The sequence below is a fragment of the Nocardioides sp. HB32 genome (assembly GCF_054058995.1).
The window spans coordinates 2,350,350-2,374,797 of sequence record NZ_JBSSBS010000001.1; the positions used below are offsets into that span (position 1 = coordinate 2,350,350).

Sequence of the window (24,448 nt, forward strand, 5' to 3'; positions counted from 1 at the left end):
GCTGTCGAGCGTGGCCCGCACACTGTGGCTCGCACTGCTGCTCGGGGGCGCCGTCGGCGTCCTCGCGGGCGTCTACCTGGAGGCGGTGCACCTCACCGAGCAGCTGATCTGGGACGGCACCGATCCGCGGCTCCCCGGCGACGGCGCGTGGCAGGTCGTCCTGGTGTGCGCGGCGGGTGGACTGCTGGTCGGCGTCCTGCGGCTGCGCCACGACCGGGACACCCCGAACGACCTCGAGGACGCCCTGCTCGAGCTCGACGACGCGCTGGGCGAGGACCGGAAGCCGCCGCCCAAGGCGTCCTGGCTGATCCGGGCGACGGTCCTGGGCGTGGTGTCGCTGGCGTTCGGTGCGTCGCTCGGGCCGGAGGCGCCGCTGATCGCGATCGCGACCGGCTTCGGCGACCGGATCGCGCGGATCCTGCGGGTCAGCCGCGCCGAGGCGGCGCTGATCACCTCCTCCGGCGCGATCTCGGGGCTGTTCGGCGGACCGCTCGCGGCGGTGGCGCTGCCGTTGGAGCGCGGCCGCGCGGCGGCCACCTCCACCCGGCTGATCGGTGCGGGCCTGGTTGCTGGCCTCGCGGGACTCGTGACGATGCTGCTGGTGCTGCCCGAGCGGGCCGGCGGCCGCTACGTGCTGCCGTACGCCGACCCCGGGTCGGGTCGCGACCTGGTCGAGTCGATCGGGTGGGCGGCCGCCGGCGCCGTACCAGCCGCCTGCGCCGGGCTGCTGCTGTTGCTGGGCACCGAGCCGGTCCGCCGGACCGCCGAGCGGCTCGTGCCCTCGACCGTGCTGCGGGCAGCAGCGGGCGGCCTGATGCTCGGCGTGTGCGGAGCGGTCGAGGGGCTCAGCCTGTTCTCGGGCGAGCACGAGGGCCAGGAGCTGATCGACTCGGCGGGGGAGAAGGCCGCGACGGCGTTCCTTCTCATCGCCCTGCTGAAGGTGGTGGCGACCCTGGCCTGCCTCGGCACCGGCTGGTTCGGCGGCCAGATCTTCCCGTCGGTGTTCATCGGCATGGCGACCGCGCTCGCCGTCACCGCGGTGTGGGACTCCGCGCCGGTCGGGGCGGTCGTGGCAGCGGGCGCCGGGGCGGCCGCGACGGCCGTCCTCCGGCGCCCGCTGGCGACGGTGCTGATCCTGCTGTTCTTCTTCCCGTTCGGTGCGGTGCTGCCGCTGGCCGTCGGGGCGGGGGTGGGTGCGCTGGTGTCCGGGCTCAGCCCTGACCGCCGTACCCCTCCTCGGCGATGATGCCGACCTGCGGGACGGTCACCTTGCGGTGCGCCGGGGGTCCGCTGAGCTTGATCCGGCGCAGCGACATGTTGTTGTCCGTCGAGGACTCCACCAGGTTGTGCTCCGGGTTGGCGTTGACCGCGACGTAGTACGTGCCGTTGGGCAGGTCCTTGATGGGGAAGGACTGGCCGGCGCGGTACTGCGTGTAGGTGTCGCCCCAGCCCGAGACCAGCACCTCGCGGATCGACAGCGACGAGTAGTCGCCGCACGACGTGGACAGGTCGGTGTTCTCCGGACGCCAGTCGGCCGCGGGGACGGTGAGGTCCACCGAGTCGGTGTTGGCGAGGCAGAACGCCTCCTTCTTCGAGCGCGAGACCTCCGTCCTGCCGGCGTCGAGGAGCGAGTAGCGCGCGAAGTCCTCGAAGTGCCAGTGCGAGTGCGAGGGCCGCGGGTCCCACTCCATCGCGCCCACCGGCTGGTAGCCGGTCTGGTTGCCGTCGGCGTCGAAGAAGTACTGGTACGCGTCCATCTCGTCCTCGCCGTCGCGGCGGAAGCCGTCGACCACGAGCGGGCTGTCACCGGCGTTCCACACGGTGGCGGAGAACCGCAGGTAGGTGCCCTTGCGGTTCAGCGAGATGCCCCACGCGGGCAGGGCCTGGAGGTCGGGCTCCGGCCCGCCCTCGTCGGCACGACCGGTCGGACCGGTCGGGCGGTGCGCCGCGGGGGCCACCGGCTTCGAGGGGCGACCGGCCGCACCAGCGCGGTCGATCCCGCTCTCGTCGGTGACGGTGAGGTCGAAGGTCCGCGTCGCCTGCTCGGCCGTGAGCCCGAAGACCGTGGCGTACGCGCGCTTGATGGTCGCGGTGACGCTGTACTCGCCCGGGCCGATCCGCAGCGGCCGGGACTGGTTGAGCACGGGTGTCGCCCAGCCGGTCTGGATGCCCTGCACCGAGCCGAGGCTGTAGGCGTTGTACCAGCAGCCGACCGGGTACGGCGAGCGCGCCGGCGCGTCCACGCGGACGCGCTCGGAGTAGCCGTTGAGGCAGCCCTTCTTCGTCATCCTGAGGGTGTCCTCGCCGCGCTTCTTCGGGTCGACCGTGATCGACATGAACCGGTCCAGGCCGGAGAAGTCGCTCATCGAGCCGGCGGGCAGCGGCACGTCACCGCCGGAGGTGCGCCACACGGTCTGGATCGGGTCGTCGTACGACGGCCGGTCGGACCAGAGCTCGAAGGGTGCGCCGTTCGCGATCAGCCGCAGCCCCAGGTCGGTCCAGGTGCGCTTGCGGTACGCGTATGCGGTGACGTGCGAGGGCGCCCAGAGGGTGATCGGGGCGACCTCGGCGGCCTTCGGGGACTCCGCGGTGGCGGCCGGTCCGACGGAGGCGAGCAGGGGGGCGGCCAGCGCGAGGCTGGCGGCGGCGAGCAGGGATCGGCGCAACGGAGGAACCTTTCCGGAGGTGGGCCTGACCACGGTAGGACGCGGCGGCGGGCCCATCGGTTGCCACGCCCTACCCTCGGAGCATGACCAGTCCAGTCGTCGCGATGGCCGAACGGGCCCGGGAGGCCAGCCACGCCCTCGCCCTGGCGACCCGCCGGACCAAGGACACGGCGCTGCACGCGATGGCCGACGCGCTGCTCGCCGGCGAGGACCGCGTCCTGGCTGCGAACGCGGAGGACGTCGTGCGCGCCGAAGAGGGTGGTACGCCGCCCAACGTCGTCGACCGGCTCCGGCTCACGCCCGAGAGGGTCGCCGGCATGGCCCAGGGCCTGCGCGACGTCGCGGGGCTGCCCGACCCGGTGGGCGAGGTGGTGCGCGGCAGCACGCTGGCGAACGGCCTCGAGCTGCGCCAGGTGCGGGTGCCGTTCGGCGTGGTCGGCATCATCTACGAGGCCCGGCCCAACGTGACCGCCGACGCCGCCGGCATCTGCCTGAAGTCGGGCAACGCCGTGCTCCTGCGCGGCAGCTCCAGCGCCGGCGCGAGCAACGCCGCGATCGTCGAGGAGCTGCGCGGCGCGGTGGCGGCCGCCGGACTCGACGCGGACGTGGTGCAGCTGGTGCCGGCCGAGAGCCGGGACACCGTCAAGGAGCTGATGCGCGCCCGGGGCCTGGTCGACGTGCTGATCCCGCGCGGGGGAGCGGGCCTGATCCGCTCGGTGGTCGAGGAGTCGACGGTTCCGGTCATCGAGACGGGCGTCGGCAACTGCCACGTGTACGTCGACCGTGCCGCCGACCTCGACAAGGCGCTGGCGATCGTGCTGAACGCCAAGACCCAGCGCACCAGCGTCTGCAACGCGGCCGAGTCGCTGCTCGTGCACGCCGGGGTCGCGGACGCGTTCCTCCCGCGGGTCGTCGCGGCGCTGCAGGACGCGGGCGTCACGATCCACGGCGACCCGGCGTTCCAGGCGTACGACGGCGTCGTGCCGGCCACCGACGGCGACTTCGGGGAGGAGTACCTCTCCCTCGACATCTCCGCGGCCGTCCTACCGGACCTCGAGGCGGCGATCCGGCACATCCGCAGGTACTCCAGCCAGCACACCGAGGCGATCGTGACCGAGGACCTCGCGGCGGCGCGGCACTTCACCGCCGCGGTCGACTCGGCGGCCGTGCTGGTCAACGCGTCGACGCGGGTCACCGACGGGGCGGAGTTCGGCTTCGGCGCCGAGATCGGGATCAGCACCCAGAAGCTGCACGCCCGCGGCCCGATGGGGCTGCCGGAGATGACCTCGACCAAGTACGTCGTGACCGGCGACGGGCACGTCCGCCCGTCCTGACCGCTGCCGGTAGGCTGTCGTCCATGCTGAACCCGTACGTCGCCGTCCTCGCCACCGAGGAGGCCGTCAACGACAACGTGCCGAACCACTGGCTGGTGGGAGGAGTGGTGCTGGCGATCCTGCTCGCGCTCATCCTCGCCCTGCTGATCTTCGGCGCGGGACGCGAGCACAGCTGACCGCCGGGAGCGAGCACATGCCCGGCGCGCGGCGGATCGGGGTCATGGGTGGCACCTTCGACCCCGTCCACCACGGCCACCTCGTGGCCGCGTCGGAGGTGCAGGCGTGGTTCGACCTCGACGAGGTCGTCTTCGTCCCGACCGGCGACCCCTGGCAGAAGTCCGACCGGATCGTCTCGCCGGCCGAGCACCGCTACCTGATGACCGTCATCGCGACGGCGTCCAACCCGCGGTTCACCGTCTCCCGCGTCGACCTGGACCGCGCCGGCCCGACGTACACGATCGACACGCTCCGCGACCTGAAGGCCCAGCTGCCGGAGGCGGAGCTCTACTTCATCACCGGAGCCGACGCGCTGGCCGAGATCTTCACCTGGCGCGACGCCGAAGAGCTGTTCGCGCTCGCCCAGTTCGTGGGCTGCACCCGGCCCGGCTACACCATGGACGAGGCGACGCTCGCCACGATCCCGGCGCACCGGGTGACGATGGTCGAGATCCCCGCGCTGGCGATCTCGTCCACCGACTGCCGGGACCGCACCCGCCGCGGCGAGCCGGTCTGGTACCTCGTGCCGGACGGTGTCGTCCAGTACATCGCCAAGCACGACCTCTATCCCAAGGACCAGCAGTGAGCACCCCACGACGTCGCGGGCTTCCCCCGCTCCGCTCCTCCAGCCCGCGATTCCGAGGGGACCCCGCATGACTGCCACCGACCACGCTCTCGAGCTCGTCCGCGCGGCCGCGCTGGCGGCCTCAGACAAGCTCGCCCAGCAGATCGTCGCCTTCGACGTGAGCGAGCAGCTCGCCATCACCGACGCGTTCGTCCTCGCCTCCGCGACCAACGACCGCCAGGTCAAGGCGATCGTCGACGAGGTCGAGGACAAGCTGCGCGAGATCGGCGCCAAGCCGATCCGGCGGGAGGGTGAGCGGGACGGTCGCTGGGTCCTCATCGACTACGGCGAGATCGTCGTGCACGTGCAGCACGAGGAGGAGCGGCAGTTCTACGCCCTCGAGCGGCTCTGGCGGGACTGCCCGACGATCGAGCTGCCGGCCGACGTCGTCTCGCATGAGCGCTGACCCGGCTCCTGCCCGGCTCGTCCTGCTCCGGCACGGCCGGACCGCGTTCAATGCCGGCCGCCGGATCCAGGGGCAGCTGGAGGTCGAGCTCGACGACACCGGCCACGCCCAAGCGGCCGCGGTGGCGCCGGTCGTCGCCGCACTGCGCCCCGCCGCCCTCTGGTCCTCCGACAGCGCCCGCGCGCGCCAGACCGCGGCGTACCTCGCCAAGGAGACCGGCCTCGAGCCCGTGTACGACGCCCGGCTGCGCGAGTACTTCCTGGCCTCGCGCCAGGGGTTGACCCACGAGGAGTACGCGTCGGTGGCACCCGAGGAGTTCGCCGCCTTCCGCTCCGGTGACTTCGACGTGGTGCCGGGTGGCGAGACCGCCGTCGAGGTCGCCGTCCGGATGGTGTCGGCCCTCGCTGAGCTCCTCGGCTCGATCGCCCCGGGTGAGCTGGCGGTGGCGGTCTCGCACGGCGCCGCGATCCGCGACGCCGTCCCAGTCCTGCTCGGCCTGCCGGCCACCGGGCGCACCGCCCTGCACGGCCTCGCGAACTGCGGCTGGGTCGAGCTGGACCGCGCCGAGCCCGGTGCCCCGATGCGGCTGGTGGCGTACAACCGCGTGGTGCCCGGCCGCTGACCTCAGGCTCACCATGGTCTGCACCTGGGCCCGCACTTCCCATGGCGTTGCTCACCGTGGGAAGTGCGGGTTCCCCGGGATCCCATGGGGAACTGTGACCCGCCCCCGATTCGCATCGGGCGGGGCGGTTGGCTAGTATTCCGCGAGTTGTCATCCCGCAGGGGAAGAGAACGATGGGGCTGTGGCGCAGCTGGTAGCGCATCTGCATGGCATGCAGAGGGTCAGGGGTTCGAGTCCCCTCAGCTCCACCGAATGGGTCCGCAGGACGGAAGCAAATCGCTTCTGACCTGCGGATTCGTCGTTTGACCGGGTACATGCACTGGGTCCTCACAGAGAGGACGACCATGGCCTGGTCGCAGAAATGTCACAGATATTCGCACGGATTCGGCTCGAGGCGAAGCCGTCTCGGACGGTCTCGCGGGCGCTCGGCGCGCCTCGCGCACCTGGTTCTTATGGAACTTCCTGCCACGTACGAGACCACATCTCACGGCGGGTCCGGCGCCGTGACCGACCGCGTCATCGAGCCGGCGCTCTCGCTCAAGGAGCTGACCGAGCAGCTCCACGTCAGCGTGCAGACGCTGTATGACCTGCGTAGTCAAGGCCGTGGCCCGACCGGCTTTCGCGTCGGCCGGCACCTGCGCTTCCGACAGTCGGAGATCCAGGCTTGGCTGCACCGGCTTGAAGAAGAAGACGTCGACCGCCATCCGGGGCGCGACCGGCGATGAGCGGCCGCCCCCGCACCGCGATCGGCACGTTCGGCTCGATCAACGTCCGCCGGAAGGGCGTGCGCCGCTACATGGCCCACACGCGCTTCCGCGATGCCGACGGCCTGCTGCGAGAGGTGAAGGCGACGGCCCCGACGAGGAGCAAGGCCATCGCTGACCTCAAGGAGCGTCTCCTCAAGCGCCCTGGATATGGGCAAGGCGGGGTCCTGACCCTGCGTAGCCCCTTCACCGATCTCGCCGAGCTCTGGCTTGCCGACCTCGAGGGACGCGACATCTCGGAGGGCACCAAGGACAACTACCGCGACGACCTCCGAGTCCACGTTCGGCCGTTCTTCGAGAACTACACCCTCGGTGAGATCGCGACGGGGCGGGTCGAGGTGTTCCTGAAGAGAGAGGCCGCCATCTCATACTCGCGGGCCAAGCACTCACGCACGCTGCTCAACCAGCTGTTCGGGTTCGCACTGCGCCACGACGCCATCGGCCGCAACCCGGTCGAGGGCACCTCGCCGCTGCGAAAGCCCAAAGGCACGCCTCAGGCGCTCACGTTGGAGCAGATCGCAGCGATCCGGGTTGCCGCGGCGAGTTGGCGAACCGGCCCCGGCATCAAAGGCCCCAAACCAGATGGCAATGTGCGTGACGCCATCGAAGTCCTGCTCGGCACCAGCATGCGGCCTGGGAGGCCCTCGCGCTGCGACCGGTTGACATCTATGACGGCAGCAAGGGGATGGTGGCACACGTCCAAGGCACTGTCGTCTACCGCCAGGGCCAGGGCACGTTCCGGCACCCGCACCCGAAGACCGACGCTTCGGTCCGACAGATCCCGATCCCGGAGTTCGCCGCCGCCGTCATCAGGCGACGGTGTCGACGACGAGGATGCCGGTGCGCGCACCCGTGGGCAGGCCGATGTTCGCGTCGGGTGTGCGCGCCACCAGTGATGCACGGTGCGGGCCGACGATGTCGCGTCGTGGAAGCGGTTCGGCGTGAGCGGCTGCTTGCCGCCGGGGAGGCACGGGCAGACCGGGATCCCGAGGTTCGCGAAGTGGATCGCGGCGCCGGCCAGGCTCGGCTCGGTCGCGACACGCTGCATCGTCGATGCGGTCCAGCGAGGGATTGGGTTTGCCGGGTTGAACATGGCCCCGAGACTGGCCCGGCAGCGTGACCGGATTCCGGTAACAACGAGGGGGAACAGGGAGGAGGAACGTTGCATTTGCGCAGGTCAGCGGCGTTCCCTAGAAACGTTCAGGGTAGGTCTTGGTACAGCGAGGAGCTGTCCGGATGGCTCCAGCCCGGGCACTGGTGACGATTCGCCTGCGACCGGGCCGGGACACATTCCCTCGCGTCGTACCGAGGGCGATCGAAGGACCCCCAGATTCTCACTGTTTCGCTCCGCGGCGGAGTTGCCATCCCTAGTGTCAGCCGCATGGGTGAGCCGACGACGACAGCCGATGTCGATCTGACCGGCAACATCTACCCGGAGTTCCCCGCAGGATGGAACTCCGCCACCGATCTGATGGAGGCGTTCCTGCTCGTCGGCGCCCTGGAGCTCAAGCTGCGGCGGGACCTGAACCCGTGGGGCGATCCGTTCGATCCCGGGGTTCTGAATCGGCTACCACCCGAGTTCAAGTTCGACCCGTTTGGGGCCCTCGTGCGAAACGGCGAAGTCTCGGACGCTCAGATGAGAGAGCGTGTGGTCTCTGCAAATCCCTCGCTCAACCATCTGCACCACGGTTGGAAGCTCCACGCCGGAGAGGTCATTGGTCGATACCCGCTGATCGGGCTGGTCTGGCGGTTCGTAGACGAGATTGTCGACGCAAACGAGTCACTCAGGGCGGGCGACCGTGGGTTCAACCACCAGCTGGTGATGCAGAAGCTCGGCGGGCTCGTCCTTGGGAAACACGGGCTCGTCCTGTTTATGGCCGTCTTGGAGCGGAGGTGGTTCGAAGACGGGCCAGCACGCGATGCCCTCCGTGACGTCGAGGTTCAGTATCTGGGCGGGCACGAGATTCCCGGACACGGTGGAATGGGCCGACTCGCGGCTGCCGGCCACATGTACGAAGACGCGATCTGGAAGACAACTTGGCGCCTCATTGAGCGTCGCTCGCCCGAGTACTACATCGAGCGCTGCGCGCATCGGCGTGAGGATGTGGAAGACGTCCTGCGTCGTGGCGCCCTGCTCGCCCAACGAGGCGCTCGCAATTGCTGGCCGGGATGGCGCAACTGATCGAGGACGACCTTCGTCGACTACCGGGCAGTGTGTCGGGCGTTCTCTGCTCACAGCCTCATGCAGTCCACGCTGCTCTACCCGCATGAGAGAGCCGGGGCACGGTGTCGCAGCGTCAATTGGGACTACCCCATACGCCGGGCTTGGGCGGGTGCGAGCCTTCGCCGCGCCGCGTCACATGCGACCCAGCACCTCTTGCTGCTTCTCCGCGTATTGCTCAGGCGTGATCAAGCCCTGGTCGAGCATCGCCTTCAGCTGTCCCAACACGGCGACTGGGTCCGATTGGGCCGGCGCGGTAGGAGTCGGCTGATTCAATCCGGAGACAGTCCCGCCGACGGCACCAAGACCCATCGCAAGCCCCATCATCCCAGTGCCGCCCTCCCCGCTCTCGGCCATTGCCAGGGCCGAGTCGGCGATCGTGGTCTGCGTGTAGGCGTTGCCGATGCCACCCCCCAGCATCAGACCCTTGTTGTACTTGTCCATGAGGTCTCGTGAAGCCTCGTCGTACTCGACAGCGCTGATCGCAGTCGCGACCACTTCGAGGCCAAACCGCTCGAGCCAGGAACCGCCCGGGCCGCCCTCGTTGGTAAGGGCGGCGGCCAAATCAGGTCCGTGCGAGGCAAGCGATGCGATGTCAATTGTGCGAGACAAGGCCTGCAGTGCTGCTTGGAACGCGGTGAGGAACTCCTGACGAAGTTGTCCGCTCGCGGCCTCGTCCGCCAGCGAATAGAACTGGGTGTTCCCCGGGAGGAAGTTGCGGTAGAACCGAATCGGGTCAACGACCCGTACGGAGTACTGACCTCGTGCCCTGAGACGCAGAACTGGCGCCTGGCCGGAGCCTTCTGGAACGAGCGAGAAGTCCTTGTATGGAAGTAGCCCGGGTGTGCCGAAGCGGAGGTTTCGGATCTCCCGCAGGTTCACGTAGTAGATGAGCTGCTGCTGGCTCGGCTGCCCTCCGAACTTGAATCGCTGCCAGGACTGCCGGATGAGTGACTCGCGCAGCCCGGATCCGCTGAAGATCGACGGCTGGCCATCGTTGTAGAACTCGAAGTAGCCCGGCTCGGTCGCCACGCTTGCGATCTCGCCGCCATCAGTGATGATCACAGCGGTGTTCTCGGGCACGACAACGCGGGAGCCATCGGAGATTACATTGGCGGAAGCGGACCTGTTGGAGCCTCTACCTCGGTTGCCTTCCTGAAAAACCCCGGGGGCGACGATGGTCTGCTCGTCGAAGGTGGGAGCGGTGAAGAAGTCGCGCCATTGGTCTGCAAGGGTTCCACCGACCGCCCCAACTGCTGCGCTGACCAGTCCCATCGCGTCCCGCCTTCGAATGTGTAGTGAGCCCAGGTCTGGGCGACGTCGCCTGGCTTGCAGCCTAGGCGAGAGGTCCGACGGATCAGGGCGTATTCAGCACTAGGGGCTCGCCACAGGCGGCGCACGGTCGCGTGATGCCCACGATCAACTCGTTGTTGGCTCCGCAGGCACGACACGTCACGACCGTCTTGTGTGAGTTCTTGGGGACATACTTCTTGCTGACCACTTGCTCGGCCGTGTAGTCGATGTAGAAATCGTCGATCGCACCAGCATCGATCATGCGTTGGATGTCCCGGTACACCCGGGGCGGGCTCGAGTTGGTGATGGCCGCGATCTGGTGAACCTTCATCACCTCGATGCCGGTCAGGATCGCAAGGTACTTCTTCTGGGCGGCCCGCCGGGCTGCTTGCCTAATCCGTACGTAGACGCACACCGCCGCGATCGCGATCAAGGCGAGCCCTATGAACAGGAGCAGGAGCCGCGTCGCCAGCGGAACCTCCGCTGTGGTCGTGGTCTCGTCCTTCCACCACAGGTGGCCCGAGGTCTCCGTCTCGGTGCGCTTTGTCTTGAACGACAGCCCAAAGAAAACCGCACCGACGATCCCGAAGACCAGCGCCGCAAGCGTGAGCCAGTGACGCGTTAGAGAGCCGGCCATCCGCTCTCGCTGGCGCTCCGCGCGCTCGGACTCCGTCGACAGGTACTCCCACAGGTTCACGCCCGGAATGCTAGGTCAACACAAGTCCGGTCGTGACCAGATTGCTTTGCGCTTCCGTCGGCCCTCAGGGCGGGCCTGGCCTCATCCAGTCCGGCGAGGACACGGCCGGTGAGTTCCCCAGTTCTTGTCGTCGACGACCTGGGCGGTGCGCTCGGGGAGGTCGGTCGGCGGCAAGTCGTCGTCGCGCCGGTTGAAGACCTTGTCGTTGAGGTCCTGGTCAGCCTTCCTGTCATCGCCGGTCGCTTTCTCCGCCTGGATCATGTCGAGCTGGGCGATCTCGTCGTAGGGCGACGCGGTGTAGGCGACCTGAGCTGCCCACAGAGCGAGGCCGCGGTCGCCAGCGGCGAGCGCGTGGGTCGTGACGATGTGTCCGACATCGACGATGGCGCTAGTCATGATGTGGTCCCACCGGTCACCGTCGAGAAGCCAGTTCCAGTGGTCCTTGCGAAGGTCCGTGAACGGCTCACCGCTGACCACTCGGAGTGCCGCGATCAGATCGTCGATGCCGTCGGCGCCGCGGCCTTGTCCGCGAGCACGGAGGCGACGGAACAGGTCGAGGTCGCACAGGACGCCCTCGAGTTTGTAGCGGGCGGGCGAGTCGGGGTCGCCGCCAGGCTCTGCCTTCGGAAGGTAGGGCTCGCCGGTCCGCGGGTTGGTGCCGAGCCACCGTCGCAGCTGGCTCATGTCGACCCGGACACGCTCCGGGCGAATCCCGAAGGCGTCGGCGACATCAGGTCCGGAGACCCCGTTGGCGTGGAGCGCGATATTCGCCGGAAGCTCGACGTAGAACGGGCGACGGTGTGCTGTTGCCTTCGTGTCGCCGGTGGTCCGGGCACCGACCGGCCCGAGGAGAGTCAGCTTGACCGACGACAGGGTCGGCGACTCCCAGCGGGCGAGGTCCTCGTCGAGCTTCGGGTCCGCGGCCTCGACGGCTGCGCGGGCCTCCGGCGCGGCCCGAGGCGCGAGCACCTCGACGTCCTCCACCGGCGTCGCGGCGGCGTCGGCGTAGACGAGCGCATCGAGTGGCAGCAGAGACTCTGCTCCGGCTGGACCCTCGGGCCGTGGTTCGGTCAGCCGCTCCACCAGCGCGCCGCCGAGGTCAGAGACCGCTGTTCCGTCATCCGGTTGCGGGACGGGAACGACGGTCTCGTCGAGTGTGAGGTCGAGGAGCAGCGCACATGCTCTTGCCTCCTCGTCGCTCAGCCCTGCCGCGGCCACGTCGACTCCGAGGCTCGTTGCCTGGAGACGACCGTCAGCGGTCAGCTGCAGGTCTGTGGCGGAGGATCGAGGCTCGCCCGCGAGGTCGATGAGCGCCGCCGACGAACGACCCGGGATCCCTGCGATCACCTCTGCGAGTTGGTCGAGGTCGGCCGTCGGACGATTCGCGGTCGCGATGATCGCGGCGCGGAAGTCGTCTGGGTCAAACGCCTCGGTGATGGAGGCCAGGTTGCGCGCGAGTTCTGCGATGAAGTCTGTGTCCCCTGCGGGGTGCGTGCGGACACGGCCGAGGTTGAACGATGCAAGGTCGGAACCGAGACCGGGGAGATCGACCGTCGCGACGATCGACCACGGGTTGACGGCCAGTTCGGCGGCGAGGTGGCGTGCGAAGGCGGCCTTCCGGTCAGCATCGCCTGTGACCGTGACGGTGCGAAGCTCCTCCAGGTTGAGGAACAGGAACGACCCGTCGGCGGCTTGGCCGACGCTCACCAGAAGCGGGTACGGCGGGAACGAATCCTCTGGGCGATCGGGCACGTCGGCCAGAGCGATCCGCCATTCGAAATCGGATCCGCTCCAAGGCACAGGCAGGTCGGCGGCTTCACGGAGGGTCAGGGAGATCTCGTCGCTTGCAATGCGGCGCGGCGACGTGGAGGTCATCTCCACCTACGTCCGACACGACCGAATCCGAGAGGGCGTCACCGACGACATGCTCGACGCCGCGTACGCCGCCTGGCGCAATGACACGTCCGCTGGGTTGGCCAGCATCCTTGTAACCGAGTCAGCGCACGCCGTAGGTGCTCTCAACGAGCGCGCCCGGGCCGAGCGAATACTTGTCGATGGCGCCGGCGATCGACAGGAGGTCGACTTGGCGGACGGGGACTCGTGCGTCGGTCGGGGACGTCGTCATCACTCGACGCAACGACCGCACCCTGCGCGCTGCATGGCTCTACGCAAGTCGCCGAGCAACGGGGTCACCTCGAGCCATCGACGGCTTCAGTGGGGGAGTAGCGATCAACGTATTCGTCGCTGGTGACGGTCGGGTCGAGGAATACCTTGGGGTCGACGTGGAGGAACCTGTCGGGAGTCCGCAGGAGCTTCGTCCAGACTTCATCGACAGTGCTGCCGAGGGCGCGGTGCTCGGCTCGGGCGAGTGAGTCCTGGTACCCCGTGTTCTCGGGTGCGAGAACGTGTAGCACCCTCACGACCTCGGTGTCGAGGACGCGGTCGTGTTCCAGGCGCTTGGCCAGTAGCTGCTGGCGCATGAGTTGGTAGAAGGGCTCGTCGAGAAGCAACTCGGTCGGCAGCACATCGAGGGCGATCGGGCTGTCGCTCGCGGCGAGGTCAGCCGCATACCGACCGATCCGGACGGCGTCGGAGGTCGACTTCCGATCCTTTGCGTCGAGGTAGGACTCGGTGAACTTCCACTCGACCAGCGCCAGCTCGGTGACACCAGCTGACGTCTTGTAGAGGAAGGCGGCGTCGACGCTGGTGCAGTTGGCGCCCCGCCGCCGTCCGACGTCCTTGCCACCGCGAACGCCCTCGCCGAAGTAGTCCGTGGGCCCGATGTATTCGAAGGTCAGGAACCGTCCTTCTTCGATCGGCAGCACCTCGGCGATGTCGACCGCCTCGCCGAAGGCAAGCTTGATTCGCTCGGCATCGGCGACCATCGCGAACAGTGCGTTCACGCACTGCACCTGCGAGTCCCGCAGATGGCTGCTGGGGCCGCCAGCCACCGAGTCGTGCCAGGGGATGTCGAGCTCCTTGAATAGGTCGATCGCACCGTCGCGGACGTCGGGGAGGAGGTTGTGCGACGCGAACTCGACTGGGAGGCAGAACGGGTAGGCGCGGCGGTGCCTTTCATAGACGCCGGGCGCCCGCGCGTCATCTGGCAATGTCGTCGTGCGCTGCTTCCAGGCCATCGCGAGCTTGGTGTGCACGCTGGCGTACGGGTTGGTCTTCCGGGGCTCGTCCCCAGACAGCGTCGTTCGCTGTGCTGTCGATTCATTCACGCAGGCATTCTTGCGTGGCCCACCGACACTATTTGCGAGCGATGCGCTTTCAGCGCGTAGCGGCTGCTTCGTCGACGACGACCAGGTCGACGCCGAAGAGCGCGCACAGCGCAGACAGCCGGTCCTGCCACATCTGTGTGCGGACCGTTGGGACAACCACCGCGGCCCGGCACAGCGTCGGGTCCAGGCCGAACTGGTCGAACCAGAAGTGCAGCGGTGTCGCTCGCCGGATGAAGTGGCGGTAGAGCACGGCTTGAACGACGGCGTGCCGGTAGTACTGGCCCTCGCTTCGGTTGACCTTCATCTCGATCGCCCACGGGATGCGCGAATCGATTGGGTCGCGTAGGAGTGCGTCCAGGTAGCGGGCTCGGCCCTTCGGTCCCCAGATGGTTGGGAACTGGCTTCCCCAGTTGACTGCTACGTCGGGCTTGATCAACTCCAGGGTGCCGACGGCAACCTTGACGGGTACGCTCCCGCGCAAGATCCGGGACTCGAGGACATGCTCGTTCTGCCGCCCTCCGGCAATGGCAGCCCAGCGGCTGGCGAAGGTGCGGATCAGATCGGCCGCGCGGTCGAGACTGCCGGCACTGATCGGAACGGCGGTGGTTGTGTGGACAGTGTCGAGCCAAGCCTGACGCTCCGGGCCGACGTCGCCAAGTTTGCCGGGCTTCCCGACGCCGAGCCTCCCGGCGAGCCCCTTGATGCGTGCGACTTCGAGGCCCTCCAGCCGGATCGACCATTCGCCCTTGGCGGTCAGTTGGGGGTAGGCGCGGAGTTCGCGGAGACCGACCGCGGCGATGAGGTCGTAGACCAGCGCGGGGACTGTGAAGTCGGCCTGCAGGTATCCGGTCCAGTGCTTGTAGTGAGCCTGTGCGTCGGTGGCGTCAAAGCCTGAGGGCAGGATCGGGACCCACGAGTTGTTCTTGGGCTGGAGCAATTCGACCGGGATCTTGTCGGCGATTGCTCCGCAGAGCGCTTCGAGAGCCGCTACGGCTTCGGGGGCGGGTGCGTCGAGGAGCAGGGCGATTCCGTCGGGGGAGTCGCGGCCGTTGAGGTGGAGGTCGAGCAGATCCAGGAGTGCTGAGATCTGCTCCTTGGCTTTCGGTGACTCGATGACCGCGGCAAGCTTCCCGCCGTGCTGGGTGAGCCCGAGGTGGCTGCTGATGCTCTTTCTGGGGTCGCGCTTGTGGATGACGTCGATGCCGTCGACGTGTGTGTGGCGGTACGTGGGCACGTGTGGAGTATCGCTGCTCATACCCGAGCCAGGGAGCGATATAGCGCAGCCGGCCGGCCGCGCAAGTTCGATGAGAGGACTGCCTTGCCGTCTCGTACGAGGGGCTCAAGGAATGGCTTCATCCGGCGGTTGAAGTTGTCCTTGTGCAGCTCGGCGCCGACTACGGCCTCATGGACCCTGCGGAGTTGGTGCAGCGTAAACGGCTCGGGGAGGAAGGCGTCGGGATCGGGGTAGATGTCGACGTACCGGTAGCGGAACTCGTAGCGCTCCCGTAGGGCCTCCACGGCGGCGGCGACGATTTGGTCGTGGTCGAACAGCAGGGGCCCTTCGTCCTCAAGGCGCCCGTCGAGCTTGACGCGCGCGAGGTCGCCCTGCGCGTTGGCAAGGTCGGATTCGCGCATCGAGACTGAGTGGGCGACCGATATTGCCCAGGTGCGGTCGTCCCGGTTGGGGTCGTCGAAGACGCGCAGCAACCGGAGGTGGACGGCTGCGGCGGGCTCGACGCCCACCTTGCGGCGCAAGACGTCCTCGACGGTACGGGCAACCGTCCAGCGCTCACGGATGAAGCCACCCGGGAGGGCTCGGCCGACAGGGTCGGTGCGGTCCTGGACCAGGAGATGGAGCTCGGGGTTTGTGTCGGTGGCTCCCGTTACGGTGAGGATCGCGAGGTCGACCGTGACTCCGGGTCGGGGGAACCTATCCAGATCGGTGGGCTTCGACATAGGAGACACATTAGCGCGGATGGCGTGCTAATATTTAGCGCCACTGGGATGCTAAAGAGGGTTCGAGATGACGAACACGAATCACGGCGGAACGCCCGCCGGCACGCCCCGAGAGGGCAGCGACGCGATCGAGGAACTCGACGCGCTGTGGGAGAAGCTGGAGGAGGACCTGACGGCCTACCTCTCCACGATGGTCGACCCGGACGAGGGCGACCACCTGCTGATCGAGCTGACCGACCCGGATCCCGAGGGCGACGCCGGCTGTCCGCCGTACGCTCAGTTCGCGGGCTTCGGCGACGGTCGGATGATCCGGGCGGAGGTCTCGGGCAACGCATATCTGCTGCCCCAGTATCAGCTCGATGAGGATGGTTCCGACCTCTTCGCGCTGATGGGATGGTCGGGCAACGACGCGACCGAGCAGAACTGGTACATCGAGCGGCCGGTCACGAGCGCTGACGAGATCGCCAACCACGTCGTATGGGCAATTCGCTACCACTTCGGCGTCGTTCACCCGCAGTTGCTGACCTATCAGGCGTGGGGGCCCGCGGCGGACAGCGCCGGCCTTCTCGGGTTGTGCGCGACCGCAGAGGTTCAAGTTGACGAACCGACTGCTCCCGCGACGGCGGGGACGATCCGGGGGCGTGAATCGGTGCTGAACCGTCTGGCTCTGAAGCCGGTCGACCGGGACGACCTGCTCCACATCGTGGAGAGCTTGCTCCGCGAGAAGTACGAGGGTGAACCCCCCATCGATGACGACGGCGACTACGTGCTGCACCACCTGGGCCAGCCGGTATGGGTCCGGGTCCGGGGGGACCAGCCTGCCGTCGAGATCATGGCCCGCGTGGCGCACGACGTGCACTCACGCCGGGCTACCGCGGTTGAGATTGGCCTGCTCAACCGGGACAACCTCTGGGTCCGGTGGACCCTGCGCGACCGAGCGGTCTGGCAGACCCTCGTCCTTCCTGGCTTCCCGTTCGTGCCCAGCCACCTGGACGCGATGCTCGACCTCTTCCTCGAGGCCATGACGTCCACCCGCGACGACCTGGCCTACCGCACCGGCGCGAAGGTGGCCTGAATGAAGCTGTCTCCCGCACAACTCGACCGCGCTTGCGGGGCCGTGCTCGGCACAGCTATGGGCGACGCCCTCGGGGCGCCGTACGAGTTCGGCCTGGCCAAGGTCGGACCCGACGGTCCCCGCATGATCGGCGGGGGCCTCGGCGGTTTCGCCCCCGGCGAATGGACCGATGACACCACGATGTCCTGGGCCATCCTCGATGTAGCCGCTACGGGCGCCGACCTACGCAGCGAGGAAGCGCTCACGCAGATTGCCGCTAACTTCCGCGCGTGGTACGACTCCCGCCCGCCCGACATCGGCAACCAGACGCGAACCATCCTGGGCGCCGTCGGTGCCGATCCGTCGGCCGCGACGATGACCGCTACGTCGCACGACCTGCACGCCCAGACCGGTCACACCGCTGGCAACGGCTCGCTCATGCGCACGGCGCCAGTCGCGCTGCCGTATCTGGACGACCCGGTCGCCCTCGTAGAGGCGGCATGCAAGGTCGGTGCGCTGACCCATTACGACCCCCACGCGCAAGAGGCCTGCGTGCTGTGGTCGCTGGCGATCCGCCACGCGATCCTGCACGCCGAACTCGAGGTCCGTGCCGGTCTCGCCTACCTCACCGACGAGGCGGCGGCCTACTGGACCAACCGCATCGACGGAGCCGAGGGCTCCGAACCCGGACGTTTTCGGCCCAATGGCTGGGCAGTCGCGGCGCTCCAAGCGGCATGGTCCGCGATCGCGCACACGCCCGAACCAACGGAAGGCCAGGCGTGTCGACACCTCGTGGACAGCCTCGTCACCGCCGTCCGGATCGGTGACGACACTGACACCGTCGCGGCGATCGCCGGCGCGCTGCTCGGGGCGCGTTACGGGGCGTCGGCCATACCGGCAGAGTGGCGCCGCCTCTCGCACGGGTATCCCGGCATCCGCGGCGAACGACTGGTCGAGCTCGCCCACCTGACGGCCAACAAGGGGCCTGGCGTCTACGACTGGCCTTTCTCCGGCCACATCGACTACTCGATGTACGGATCCGCAAAGACCTTGGTGCCGCACCCGTACGACGACGGCGTGGTGCTCGCCGACGCCTCCGCGCTCGACAATGTGCCGGAGGAAGTCACGGCCGTCGTCAGCCTCTGTCTCGTCGGCCATGAGCAGATCCGGGCCGACCTCGAGCACGTCGTCTACAGGCTCATCGACCACGCCGACCCAGCCGTCAATCCCAATCTCGACTTCATTCTGGCGGATGCCGCTCGAACGGTCGCGACGCTGCGCGAACAGGGTCACGTTGTACTCCTGCACTGCGTCGCTGCCCAGAGTCGTACGCCGGCCGTCGCGATCGCGTACGCCATGCTGCGCGGTGTCGACGCGGCCGAGGCGTGTGAGGCGGTCTGTTCCGCACTGCCTGCGGCTCGGCCGAACGCCGGGTCCCTGGCTGCCCTCAAACGCCTCGAAGTGTCCGGCCTTCAGGCTTGAATGGCCTTGTGACCTCGGAAGGAACCACCCATGGCGCTTGATCTCGACTGCCCCACCTGCAAGACCGACGACCACGTCGTGCTTGTCGAGACGCTCACGGGAACCCAGCGGAGGCTGCGCTGCGCGGAGTGCGGGTATGAGTGGCTGCGCGGTGAGCCGGCGCGGCAGAAGGTCGCCTTGCCGACGCTCGACGACATCAAGAAGCGGTTCCCCAAGCCAGACGACGTCGACCCGAACAGACTGGCTCGGGCCGGGGAGCTAAAGGCTGAGTTCCTGAAGCGAGAGCCGGAGCCGGAGCCGAATGTCGCACCGTACTGGGCCAAGTATCAGCACGTCTTCAGCGCCGAGGGCCTGCCTTCCGCGGATCCTCAGGACTTGAAGGACTTCGCCAACAGCAACATTGGTGCCAACCCCGGCAACATGTCCGTGTTCAACGACGCTTGGAACGAGATGGGCGCTGACGCAGGCGCCGATCGGGTCGGCAAGGTCATCGATTATCTCCTGCGGGGGACGTCACCGGTCGCCCTAGAGGACCGCCTCACCGCCCTGATCCAGGACACCAAGTCCTTCGGTATGAAGGGCTTCAAGGAGTCGCTGCTGACCAAGGTGCTCTGCATTGCCTACCCCGACCGGTACCTCACGATCCTCAAGTACACCGGCGAGGCCGGCAAACGCGAGATCGCCCGCTCGATCTGGGGGCTCGAACTCCCGGACCCAGAGAAGGTCAACTGGACCATCGGCCGCCTGATCCTGTGGAGCAACGACCTCCTGCTTGCGCTGCTAGGCGACGGTTTCAAGCACCAACAGCACGCCGCTGCATTCCTGTGGTGGGCAAAAGACAAGGGGTAATCCATGTTCAGCCCGTACGTGGCAGAGAAGATCGGGTGGTACGTCTACGCCCTGCGCAATCCGCTGGACGGCCGGGGTCTTCTACATCGGGAAGGGCAAAGGCAACCGCGTCTTCCAGCACGCCCAAGATGCGATCGTCGCGACCGACGGGGAACTCGGCGCGAAGCTCGACTTGATTCGCAGCATCCATGCCGGAGGTCACGACGTCGAAGCATTTATCCTCCGCCACGGCCTGTCCTCTGAGAAGCTCGCGTACGAGGTTGAAGCCGCCGTCATCGATGCGTACCGGCTTGTCGACACGGGACATGAGAACCAGTATTTCTCGCTCGCCAACGCTGTGCTCGGCCACCACCACTCGCCACGCGGGCTCGCGAGCGCGGACGTCGTGACGAGCCTCTACGACGCCCCACGGGCCCCCGAAATCACCGAGCCGTCGCTCCTCATCAAGATCCCGGGTCTGTGGACTCCGACCATGACGGCCGACGAGCTGTACCGCGCGACCCGCTTCTGGTGGAATATCGGCGAGCGGCGACACCTCGCCAAGTACGCGTTCTCGATAAACCACGGCGTGATCCGCCAGGTGTACAAGATCGATGCCTGGCGTCCTTGGACACCTGAAGAGGCGGACAAGGATGGCCTCCGCTGGAGCTTCAGTGGGCAGGTTGCTGCCGAGATGGCGGCATACCTCAACACCAGCGTCGCCCATCTCTACAAGAAGGGCGACGCCAACCCGATCCGCTACGTCAACTGCTGAACGACCGAGGTACTCATGTCGCAACAGCCCATTCTTCTGACCGGGTACGACGCCAAGCGCTGTGCTCGGAGGATTCACAACGAATGGGACCCGTCGATCGAGAAGGTCGAGTGGGAGGTCCCGGCCAGCCTCCAGATGCGATTCGACGCCGGCATCGCATTCGAGGTCACCATCTTCAACGAACTTGAGGCGAGCCTGGCTGATGCGCGGTACGTCGACCTGTCCGACGTGCGCGGCAAGGCGAACGCCATCGGCGCCACGGTCCAGGCGATGGAGGACGACGTCGACGTGATCCTCGGCGGTTGGCTTCCCGACGACACCGAGGGTGGGCGCACCGGCCGCCCTGACATTCTGCTCGGCACGTCGGGCGGCTACCTGCCCGGAGACGTCAAAGGTCACCGGATTGTCGCGCGTCGAGCGAAGGGAACGTTGAGCTACTCCACCATCGAAGACCCGAGTGACATCCTCACGGCCAACGGCTTCGGCGCTGAGACAGCCTCACGATTCGACGACTACCTTCAACTGGCCCACTACTGGCGAATGCTCGAGGCGATCGGACGCGCGCCACAAGGGCCTCCAAGGGGCTTCATCATCGGCAGCGACATCGTCCCCGACCTGACCACCAGCGGTCGGCTACTGACCTGGGTCGACCTCGACACTGCCCTGTTCGAGACCTACTCCCGCTCCCGCGGTACCGCCAAGCGGTCGGCTCTGGAACGCTACGACCACGAGCAGGGGTTCCGGATCAGGGTCGCCCGAGCGGCGGCCTCCGGCGAACCGGCTCTAGTCCGGCCGATCTTCACCGACGAGTGCGAGTCGTGCCCGTGGCTCGAGTACTGCGGGGACGTGGCTGGCGAATCTGTGGCGAGCAGGCAGATCAAGTCCGGTCGACTCTCCGTTCGGGAATGGGCCGCGTTGGCCGACGCCGGGGTCGTGAGCATCGAGGATCTCGCGGGCCTCGACCCGAGCGACCCCGCCCTGCAGGCGTCATACCTCCCAGAAGTCACCCATCTCAAGGACCCACTCGGCCGACTCACGACCGCAATTCGGCGCGCTCGCATGATCCGCGACGGGCGGAATCTCCAACGTGAAACGACGGGACCAATCTCCGTCCCACGAGCCGACGTCGAGATCGACTTCGACATCGAGTGGGACCCCGACGACCACGTTTACCTTTGGGGCGCGCTGGTCAACCGTGCAGGTGAGGACCCCGTCTACCACCCGGTCGTCGCGTGGAGGGAACTCGATGACGCCGGAGCGATCGCACTTGCCGAGAGCTTCGCGACCTGGCTGCGAGGACAGATCGCCGCCGCCGCTGCAGCTGGACAGTCGCTATTGGTCTACCACTACGCCCACCCCGAGCCGGCCTACCTGAAGCGGCTCCTCGGCGAGCCTGCGGTCGCGGACCTGCTTGCGCACTTTGTCGATCTGCTTCCGATCATCCGAGAGCATTACTTCGGCCTCTACGGGCTCGGGATCAAGAAAGTCGCACCGGAGTTCGGCTTCAACTGGCGAGACGAGGACCCAGGCGGGCTTCAGTCTCAACTCTGGTTGATGGAAGCGCGCGCCGCAAACGATGAGGTTGCCCGCCTTACAGGACAGAAGCGCATCCTCGCCTACAACGAGGACGACGTTCGCGCCACCGCTGCGATCCGTAACGGCCTCTGACAGAGGCAAGTCGCACGCCGTGCCAGCGAAAGCCGACGACGCGATGCCCGTCAGTTGCACCCGGATCCGATCGCATGAAACGGACAAACGCGTCTGGCTCGGTCACGGCTCCGTCGCCTCCACTTGATCGCGTTCCCACTGCTCGGCCTGGTCGACGTCGTCCCAGAAGGCGGCCAGCGTCGTCGGGAACTCGAGCGAGAACCCGTAGCGACCGACGATCAGCTCAGGAGCGGACTCGGGGTCATCGCCCGGGTACACGTCCGGGTCGAGGTTGTCACCGATGGACTCCACGAGTCCGTCGAGGTCTGCGACGTCGAAGATCGCGAACAACTCTTGGAGGCTGTCCACCACCACATCGCCTGCCGGCAGCTCGCGAAGAAGCGGTGGCGAGACTCTGCTCAGAATCTTCGCGACCTGGTCGGCTGGCGCGGACGCGTAGAGAACTTCGCGTGCCCGCGCGTACCTCGGGTTCGTCGGCTTCCCAGCGACCAGTTCCAGTGCGGCGACTCGGTCGGGTCGGGAGTTGTGTGCGTTGTCCGAGATCTTCACCAGCGTGGCGTCCAGCGAGGTGCTGATCTGGAGAATCGCTTCGTCGTAGCTCAGGTCCGGGTGGAGGTTGCGGGAGACCATCTCGATCGCCGCCAATGACCGCTCGGGGACACCCCGTGCTCGGAGGTCGTCCAAAGTGAAGTGGGAGTCCTCGAGAACGTCATGGAGCATGCCAGCGATCTGGATGTCGAGGTCGAAGTCGAGAAGCCCGGCCGCGACCGCCTCGACGTGCTGGATGTACTCGACTCCGAGCTTGTCTTCCTGCCCGCGGTGGGCGGTCTGGGCGAGAGCTCGCGCGTCCTCCAAGGTCATTGGCTCGTGGTCCATACGTCCACGGTAGAGAGGACGGCCGACACATGTGCCCGGCCAGGGACAGGAAAACGGCCTGGAGGTCGAGTGACCATCCAATACTCGAACGCGTGAGCTCCACCAGTCCCCTCGACCGGGCGCGGGCCTGCTCGCGGGGAGCGTGTTGAGTGGCCACCACTTTCCGGCACGATCCGGCGAGGCCCAAGATGAGCTCATGAGCAGTGGTCATGTCTTCGTCGTCAACGGCCGTATCGAGGACCTCGTGCACGACGCAGCGGTGATCCCGACTGATGAGTACTTCGTTGTGGAGCCTCACTGGGATGAACTGCTAGGCCTCGATCCCCGGCGGCTGCAGCCCTCGGAGTGGTCACCCGGTGGCTATGGCCGGGCAGCGGATGGAATACCGGTGTGGTTCATCGACGTCGGCGACTCTCCCTTGCAGGACGTTGGACCGCGTGGTCTCGCCGCCAGGCTTGCGACTGTCATGCGGGAGATCGCCGAGAGCGGTCTCGAGCCGATGAAGGGACGGCTCCTGCCGCTGGTGGCCGTCCCGGTCCTGGGCATCGGGCTCGGTGGTCTCGCGGGGCGGCAGGGCGAGGTGGTCGTCGCCCTCCTCGAGACCCTTGAACACGCCGTGCAGGAGCATGAAATCGACGTCGTGGTGGTCACGCCAGACCGATCGGTCTACGCCGCGGTGCAGCACAAGCGGAAGTCCCTGCGACCAGATGAGGCGTCGGAGCGGGGGCAACGCCGGCTGGGCGATCTCGCCGCTCGCGGGCAGTTGGCTCTGATGATCGGCGCCGGCGCCAGCATCCCGGCTGGGCTGCCGTCGTGGGAGGAGTTGATCGATCAGCTCGGGGCAAACCAGGATCGCAGCCTCCTCTCGCAGGTCAGAAAGCTCGCTGAGTCTCCACTGGATCAAGCCGAGCTGCTGTCCCGGCTGCTAAGCGGTCAGCTGGGACCGGCGGTAGTGGCCGCCATGCGTCGGACGGTGCGGCCTTCGCTGGCCCACGCACTTCTGGCCGGCCTTCGGACGCGAGAGACATTGACGACCAACTACGACTCACTCTTCGAACGCGCCGTTTGCGCTGCGGACCCGAACCTGGAGCTGCGCACCCTGCCTGCGACCGTGGGTGATCCATCCGAGCACTGGCTGCTGAAGATGCACGGCTCTCTGGATGACCCGACCTCTATTGTTCTCACGCGCAGCGACTTTGTCCGGTACGACGCCCGGGTCAAGCCAGCGGCGTCCGTGTTGCAGGCTGTTGCGCTCACAAGGCACATGCTGATGGTGGGACTTTCACTCAAGGACGACAACGTCGTACGGCTGCTCCTCGAGGTCGACGACTACCGCACTAGCGGCCGCGATGGATCCAGTGAACCCTTCGCCACGCTCCTCGATGTGTCGGGGGACGAGGCGCGTGCGGCTCTGTGGGAGGGCAAGGTCAGATGGCTGCGGATGGGCGACGGCATCCTTCCGGGGTCGGCCCGCGAGCTCGAGGTATTCCTCGATGGTGTCGCGATGCACGCGTGTCAGGACACGACCTGGCTGCTCGACGAACGCTTCGTGGGCCTGCTGCCCACCAAGGAGGACGGGGAAATCGCACGCGAAATCCGTGGTCTTGCGCAGAGGGTCGGGGAGCGCTCCAAGCGTTATGAAGGCTGGGCGGCGCTGGCGCACGCTCTGGAAGGGTTCGGTGCATCGAGTGAGGGGAGTGACGGACCCTCAAATCAGTGAGGGTCGCTTGGTCCACAA

At 67.4% G+C, this 24,448-nt stretch carries 24 protein-coding genes, 1 tRNA gene and 1 pseudogene; 16 read left to right on the forward strand and 10 right to left on the reverse strand.

The genetic code is table 11. The features are described 5' to 3' along the window. The first annotated feature begins 10 nt into the window (after positions 1 to 10). Positions 11 to 1,246 carry a chloride channel protein gene (locus tag ACVW2K_RS11945; RefSeq protein ID WP_457202655.1) on the forward strand — a complete coding sequence of 412 codons (1,236 nt, stop codon included), beginning with the start codon at positions 11 to 13 and terminating at the stop codon, positions 1,244 to 1,246. On the opposite strand, the gene ACVW2K_RS11950 is transcribed toward ACVW2K_RS11945, so the two are convergent. Continuing rightward, on the reverse strand, positions 1,212 to 2,666 hold the full coding sequence (locus ACVW2K_RS11950; RefSeq protein ID WP_457202656.1) for a lysyl oxidase family protein: 1,455 nt from the start codon (positions 2,664 to 2,666) through the stop codon (positions 1,212 to 1,214). The two genes, ACVW2K_RS11945 and ACVW2K_RS11950, sit on opposite strands and share 35 nt — an antisense overlap. A gap of 83 nt (positions 2,667 to 2,749) precedes the next feature. On the opposite strand from ACVW2K_RS11950, the gene ACVW2K_RS11955 reads away from it, so the two are divergent. The 8 genes and pseudogenes from ACVW2K_RS11955 to ACVW2K_RS11990 form a co-directional block, all read left to right on the forward strand. Continuing rightward, positions 2,750 to 4,000 carry a glutamate-5-semialdehyde dehydrogenase gene (locus ACVW2K_RS11955; protein ID WP_457202657.1) on the forward strand — a complete coding sequence of 417 codons (1,251 nt, stop codon included), beginning with the start codon at positions 2,750 to 2,752 and terminating at the stop codon, positions 3,998 to 4,000. 23 nt (positions 4,001 to 4,023) lie between these two features. Next, on the forward strand, positions 4,024 to 4,176 hold the full coding sequence (locus tag ACVW2K_RS11960) for a hypothetical protein (protein WP_197025332.1): 153 nt from the start codon (positions 4,024 to 4,026) through the stop codon (positions 4,174 to 4,176). A 17-nt stretch (positions 4,177 to 4,193) separates the two neighbouring features. Continuing rightward, complete coding sequence (gene nadD / locus ACVW2K_RS11965; protein ID WP_028637619.1) at positions 4,194 to 4,802, forward strand: nicotinate-nucleotide adenylyltransferase; 609 nt, start codon at positions 4,194 to 4,196, stop codon at positions 4,800 to 4,802. A gap of 67 nt (positions 4,803 to 4,869) precedes the next feature. Further along, positions 4,870 to 5,247: a ribosome silencing factor gene (gene rsfS, locus ACVW2K_RS11970; RefSeq protein ID WP_028637620.1), complete on the forward strand. Its 378-nt coding sequence runs from the start codon at positions 4,870 to 4,872 to the stop codon at positions 5,245 to 5,247. Further along, the gene (locus tag ACVW2K_RS11975; protein WP_457202658.1) at positions 5,237 to 5,869 is read left to right on the forward strand and encodes a histidine phosphatase family protein; all 633 of its coding nucleotides are present in this window, start codon (positions 5,237 to 5,239) and stop codon (positions 5,867 to 5,869) included. Before rsfS ends, ACVW2K_RS11975 begins: the two co-directional genes overlap by 11 nt. Before the next feature lie 175 nt (positions 5,870 to 6,044). Continuing rightward, positions 6,045 to 6,117 (forward strand) — tRNA-Ala (locus ACVW2K_RS11980). Positions 6,118 to 6,372: 255 nt separating this feature from the next. Beyond that, the gene (locus ACVW2K_RS11985) at positions 6,373 to 6,594 is read left to right on the forward strand and encodes a helix-turn-helix transcriptional regulator (RefSeq protein WP_457202659.1); all 222 of its coding nucleotides are present in this window, start codon (positions 6,373 to 6,375) and stop codon (positions 6,592 to 6,594) included. A gap of 71 nt (positions 6,595 to 6,665) precedes the next feature. After that, a pseudogene (locus ACVW2K_RS11990) lies at positions 6,666 to 6,953 on the forward strand (tyrosine-type recombinase/integrase); the annotation flags it as partial. Between the two features lie 173 nt (positions 6,954 to 7,126). On the opposite strand, the gene ACVW2K_RS11995 reads toward ACVW2K_RS11990, so the two are convergent. Next, the gene (locus ACVW2K_RS11995) at positions 7,127 to 7,801 is read right to left on the reverse strand and encodes a bifunctional DNA primase/polymerase (RefSeq protein ID WP_457204063.1); all 675 of its coding nucleotides are present in this window, start codon (positions 7,799 to 7,801) and stop codon (positions 7,127 to 7,129) included. Between the two features lie 213 nt (positions 7,802 to 8,014). Between ACVW2K_RS11995 and ACVW2K_RS12000 the strand changes: the two genes are divergently transcribed. Next, positions 8,015 to 8,815, forward strand: coding sequence for a hypothetical protein (locus ACVW2K_RS12000; RefSeq protein WP_457202660.1), 801 nt, complete (start codon positions 8,015 to 8,017; stop codon positions 8,813 to 8,815). 174 nt (positions 8,816 to 8,989) lie between these two features. Here ACVW2K_RS12000 and ACVW2K_RS12005 read toward each other — a convergent pair whose 3' ends face one another. From ACVW2K_RS12005 to ACVW2K_RS12035, 7 genes are all read right to left on the reverse strand, one after another. Next, the gene (locus ACVW2K_RS12005) at positions 8,990 to 10,129 is read right to left on the reverse strand and encodes an SPFH domain-containing protein (protein WP_457202661.1); all 1,140 of its coding nucleotides are present in this window, start codon (positions 10,127 to 10,129) and stop codon (positions 8,990 to 8,992) included. A gap of 82 nt (positions 10,130 to 10,211) precedes the next feature. Further along, complete coding sequence (locus ACVW2K_RS12010) at positions 10,212 to 10,844, reverse strand: hypothetical protein (RefSeq protein WP_457202662.1); 633 nt, start codon at positions 10,842 to 10,844, stop codon at positions 10,212 to 10,214. Between the two features lie 81 nt (positions 10,845 to 10,925). Then, positions 10,926 to 12,719 carry a hypothetical protein gene (locus tag ACVW2K_RS12015; protein WP_457202663.1) on the reverse strand — a complete coding sequence of 598 codons (1,794 nt, stop codon included), beginning with the start codon at positions 12,717 to 12,719 and terminating at the stop codon, positions 10,926 to 10,928. A gap of 121 nt (positions 12,720 to 12,840) precedes the next feature. Next, positions 12,841 to 12,969, reverse strand: a complete 129-nt coding sequence (locus ACVW2K_RS12020; RefSeq protein ID WP_457202664.1) for a hypothetical protein — start codon at positions 12,967 to 12,969, stop codon at positions 12,841 to 12,843. Positions 12,970 to 13,033: 64 nt separating this feature from the next. Next, the gene (locus tag ACVW2K_RS12025; RefSeq protein ID WP_457202665.1) at positions 13,034 to 14,071 is read right to left on the reverse strand and encodes a PGN_0703 family putative restriction endonuclease; all 1,038 of its coding nucleotides are present in this window, start codon (positions 14,069 to 14,071) and stop codon (positions 13,034 to 13,036) included. 49 nt (positions 14,072 to 14,120) lie between these two features. Continuing rightward, the gene (locus ACVW2K_RS12030) at positions 14,121 to 15,305 is read right to left on the reverse strand and encodes a hypothetical protein (protein ID WP_457202666.1); all 1,185 of its coding nucleotides are present in this window, start codon (positions 15,303 to 15,305) and stop codon (positions 14,121 to 14,123) included. Positions 15,306 to 15,322: 17 nt separating this feature from the next. Continuing rightward, a complete protein-coding gene (locus ACVW2K_RS12035) occupies positions 15,323 to 16,027 on the reverse strand; it encodes an NUDIX hydrolase (protein WP_457202667.1) in 705 nt (234 codons plus the stop codon). Between the two features lie 67 nt (positions 16,028 to 16,094). Here ACVW2K_RS12035 and ACVW2K_RS12040 point away from each other — a divergent pair, with 67 nt between their 5' ends. The 5 genes from ACVW2K_RS12040 to ACVW2K_RS12060 are packed head-to-tail and all read left to right on the forward strand — an operon-like array spanning position 16,095 to position 21,834. Then, a complete protein-coding gene (locus ACVW2K_RS12040) occupies positions 16,095 to 17,102 on the forward strand; it encodes a T3SS (YopN, CesT) and YbjN peptide-binding chaperone 1 (protein WP_457202668.1) in 1,008 nt (335 codons plus the stop codon). Then, positions 17,103 to 18,563 (forward strand): ADP-ribosylglycohydrolase family protein, encoded by a 1,461-nt coding sequence (locus tag ACVW2K_RS12045; protein ID WP_457202669.1) that lies wholly within the window; start codon positions 17,103 to 17,105, stop codon positions 18,561 to 18,563. 30 nt (positions 18,564 to 18,593) lie between these two features. After that, positions 18,594 to 19,412: a hypothetical protein gene (locus ACVW2K_RS12050; RefSeq protein ID WP_457202670.1), complete on the forward strand. Its 819-nt coding sequence runs from the start codon at positions 18,594 to 18,596 to the stop codon at positions 19,410 to 19,412. A 58-nt stretch (positions 19,413 to 19,470) separates the two neighbouring features. Further along, positions 19,471 to 20,166, forward strand: a complete 696-nt coding sequence (locus ACVW2K_RS12055; RefSeq protein ID WP_457204064.1) for an LEM-3-like GIY-YIG domain-containing protein — start codon at positions 19,471 to 19,473, stop codon at positions 20,164 to 20,166. Positions 20,167 to 20,181: 15 nt separating this feature from the next. Beyond that, positions 20,182 to 21,834: a TM0106 family RecB-like putative nuclease gene (locus ACVW2K_RS12060; RefSeq protein ID WP_457202671.1), complete on the forward strand. Its 1,653-nt coding sequence runs from the start codon at positions 20,182 to 20,184 to the stop codon at positions 21,832 to 21,834. 102 nt (positions 21,835 to 21,936) lie between these two features. Here ACVW2K_RS12060 and ACVW2K_RS12065 read toward each other — a convergent pair whose 3' ends face one another. Continuing rightward, positions 21,937 to 22,710 (reverse strand): hypothetical protein, encoded by a 774-nt coding sequence (locus ACVW2K_RS12065; RefSeq protein ID WP_457202672.1) that lies wholly within the window; start codon positions 22,708 to 22,710, stop codon positions 21,937 to 21,939. 196 nt (positions 22,711 to 22,906) lie between these two features. On the opposite strand from ACVW2K_RS12065, the gene ACVW2K_RS12070 reads away from it, so the two are divergent. Further along, positions 22,907 to 24,430 (forward strand): SIR2 family protein, encoded by a 1,524-nt coding sequence (locus tag ACVW2K_RS12070; RefSeq protein WP_457202673.1) that lies wholly within the window; start codon positions 22,907 to 22,909, stop codon positions 24,428 to 24,430. Positions 24,431 to 24,448: the final 18 nt, after the last annotated feature.

Coding starts and splice junctions, on each gene's coding strand:
- ACVW2K_RS11955 (WP_457202657.1), top strand. CDS start 2,750: ATGACCAGTCCAGTCGTCGCGATGGCCGAACGGGCCCGGGAGGCCAGC.
- ACVW2K_RS11960 (WP_197025332.1), top strand. CDS start 4,024: ATGCTGAACCCGTACGTCGCCGTCCTCGCCACCGAGGAGGCCGTCAAC.
- nadD (WP_028637619.1), top strand. CDS start 4,194: ATGCCCGGCGCGCGGCGGATCGGGGTCATGGGTGGCACCTTCGACCCC.
- rsfS (WP_028637620.1), top strand. CDS start 4,870: ATGACTGCCACCGACCACGCTCTCGAGCTCGTCCGCGCGGCCGCGCTG.
- ACVW2K_RS11975 (WP_457202658.1), top strand. CDS start 5,237: ATGAGCGCTGACCCGGCTCCTGCCCGGCTCGTCCTGCTCCGGCACGGC.
- ACVW2K_RS11995 (WP_457204063.1), bottom strand. CDS start 7,801: ATGCAACGTTCCTCCTCCCTGTTCCCCCTCGTTGTTACCGGAATCCGG.
- ACVW2K_RS12000 (WP_457202660.1), top strand. CDS start 8,015: ATGGGTGAGCCGACGACGACAGCCGATGTCGATCTGACCGGCAACATC.
- ACVW2K_RS12005 (WP_457202661.1), bottom strand. CDS start 10,129: ATGGGACTGGTCAGCGCAGCAGTTGGGGCGGTCGGTGGAACCCTTGCA.
- ACVW2K_RS12015 (WP_457202663.1), bottom strand. CDS start 12,719: ATGACCTCCACGTCGCCGCGCCGCATTGCAAGCGACGAGATCTCCCTG.
- ACVW2K_RS12020 (WP_457202664.1), bottom strand. CDS start 12,969: ATGACGACGTCCCCGACCGACGCACGAGTCCCCGTCCGCCAAGTCGAC.
- ACVW2K_RS12035 (WP_457202667.1), bottom strand. CDS start 16,027: ATGTCGAAGCCCACCGATCTGGATAGGTTCCCCCGACCCGGAGTCACG.
- ACVW2K_RS12040 (WP_457202668.1), top strand. CDS start 16,095: ATGACGAACACGAATCACGGCGGAACGCCCGCCGGCACGCCCCGAGAG.
- ACVW2K_RS12045 (WP_457202669.1), top strand. CDS start 17,103: ATGAAGCTGTCTCCCGCACAACTCGACCGCGCTTGCGGGGCCGTGCTC.
- ACVW2K_RS12050 (WP_457202670.1), top strand. CDS start 18,594: ATGGCGCTTGATCTCGACTGCCCCACCTGCAAGACCGACGACCACGTC.
- ACVW2K_RS12060 (WP_457202671.1), top strand. CDS start 20,182: ATGTCGCAACAGCCCATTCTTCTGACCGGGTACGACGCCAAGCGCTGT.
- ACVW2K_RS12065 (WP_457202672.1), bottom strand. CDS start 22,710: ATGGACCACGAGCCAATGACCTTGGAGGACGCGCGAGCTCTCGCCCAG.
- ACVW2K_RS12070 (WP_457202673.1), top strand. CDS start 22,907: ATGAGCAGTGGTCATGTCTTCGTCGTCAACGGCCGTATCGAGGACCTC.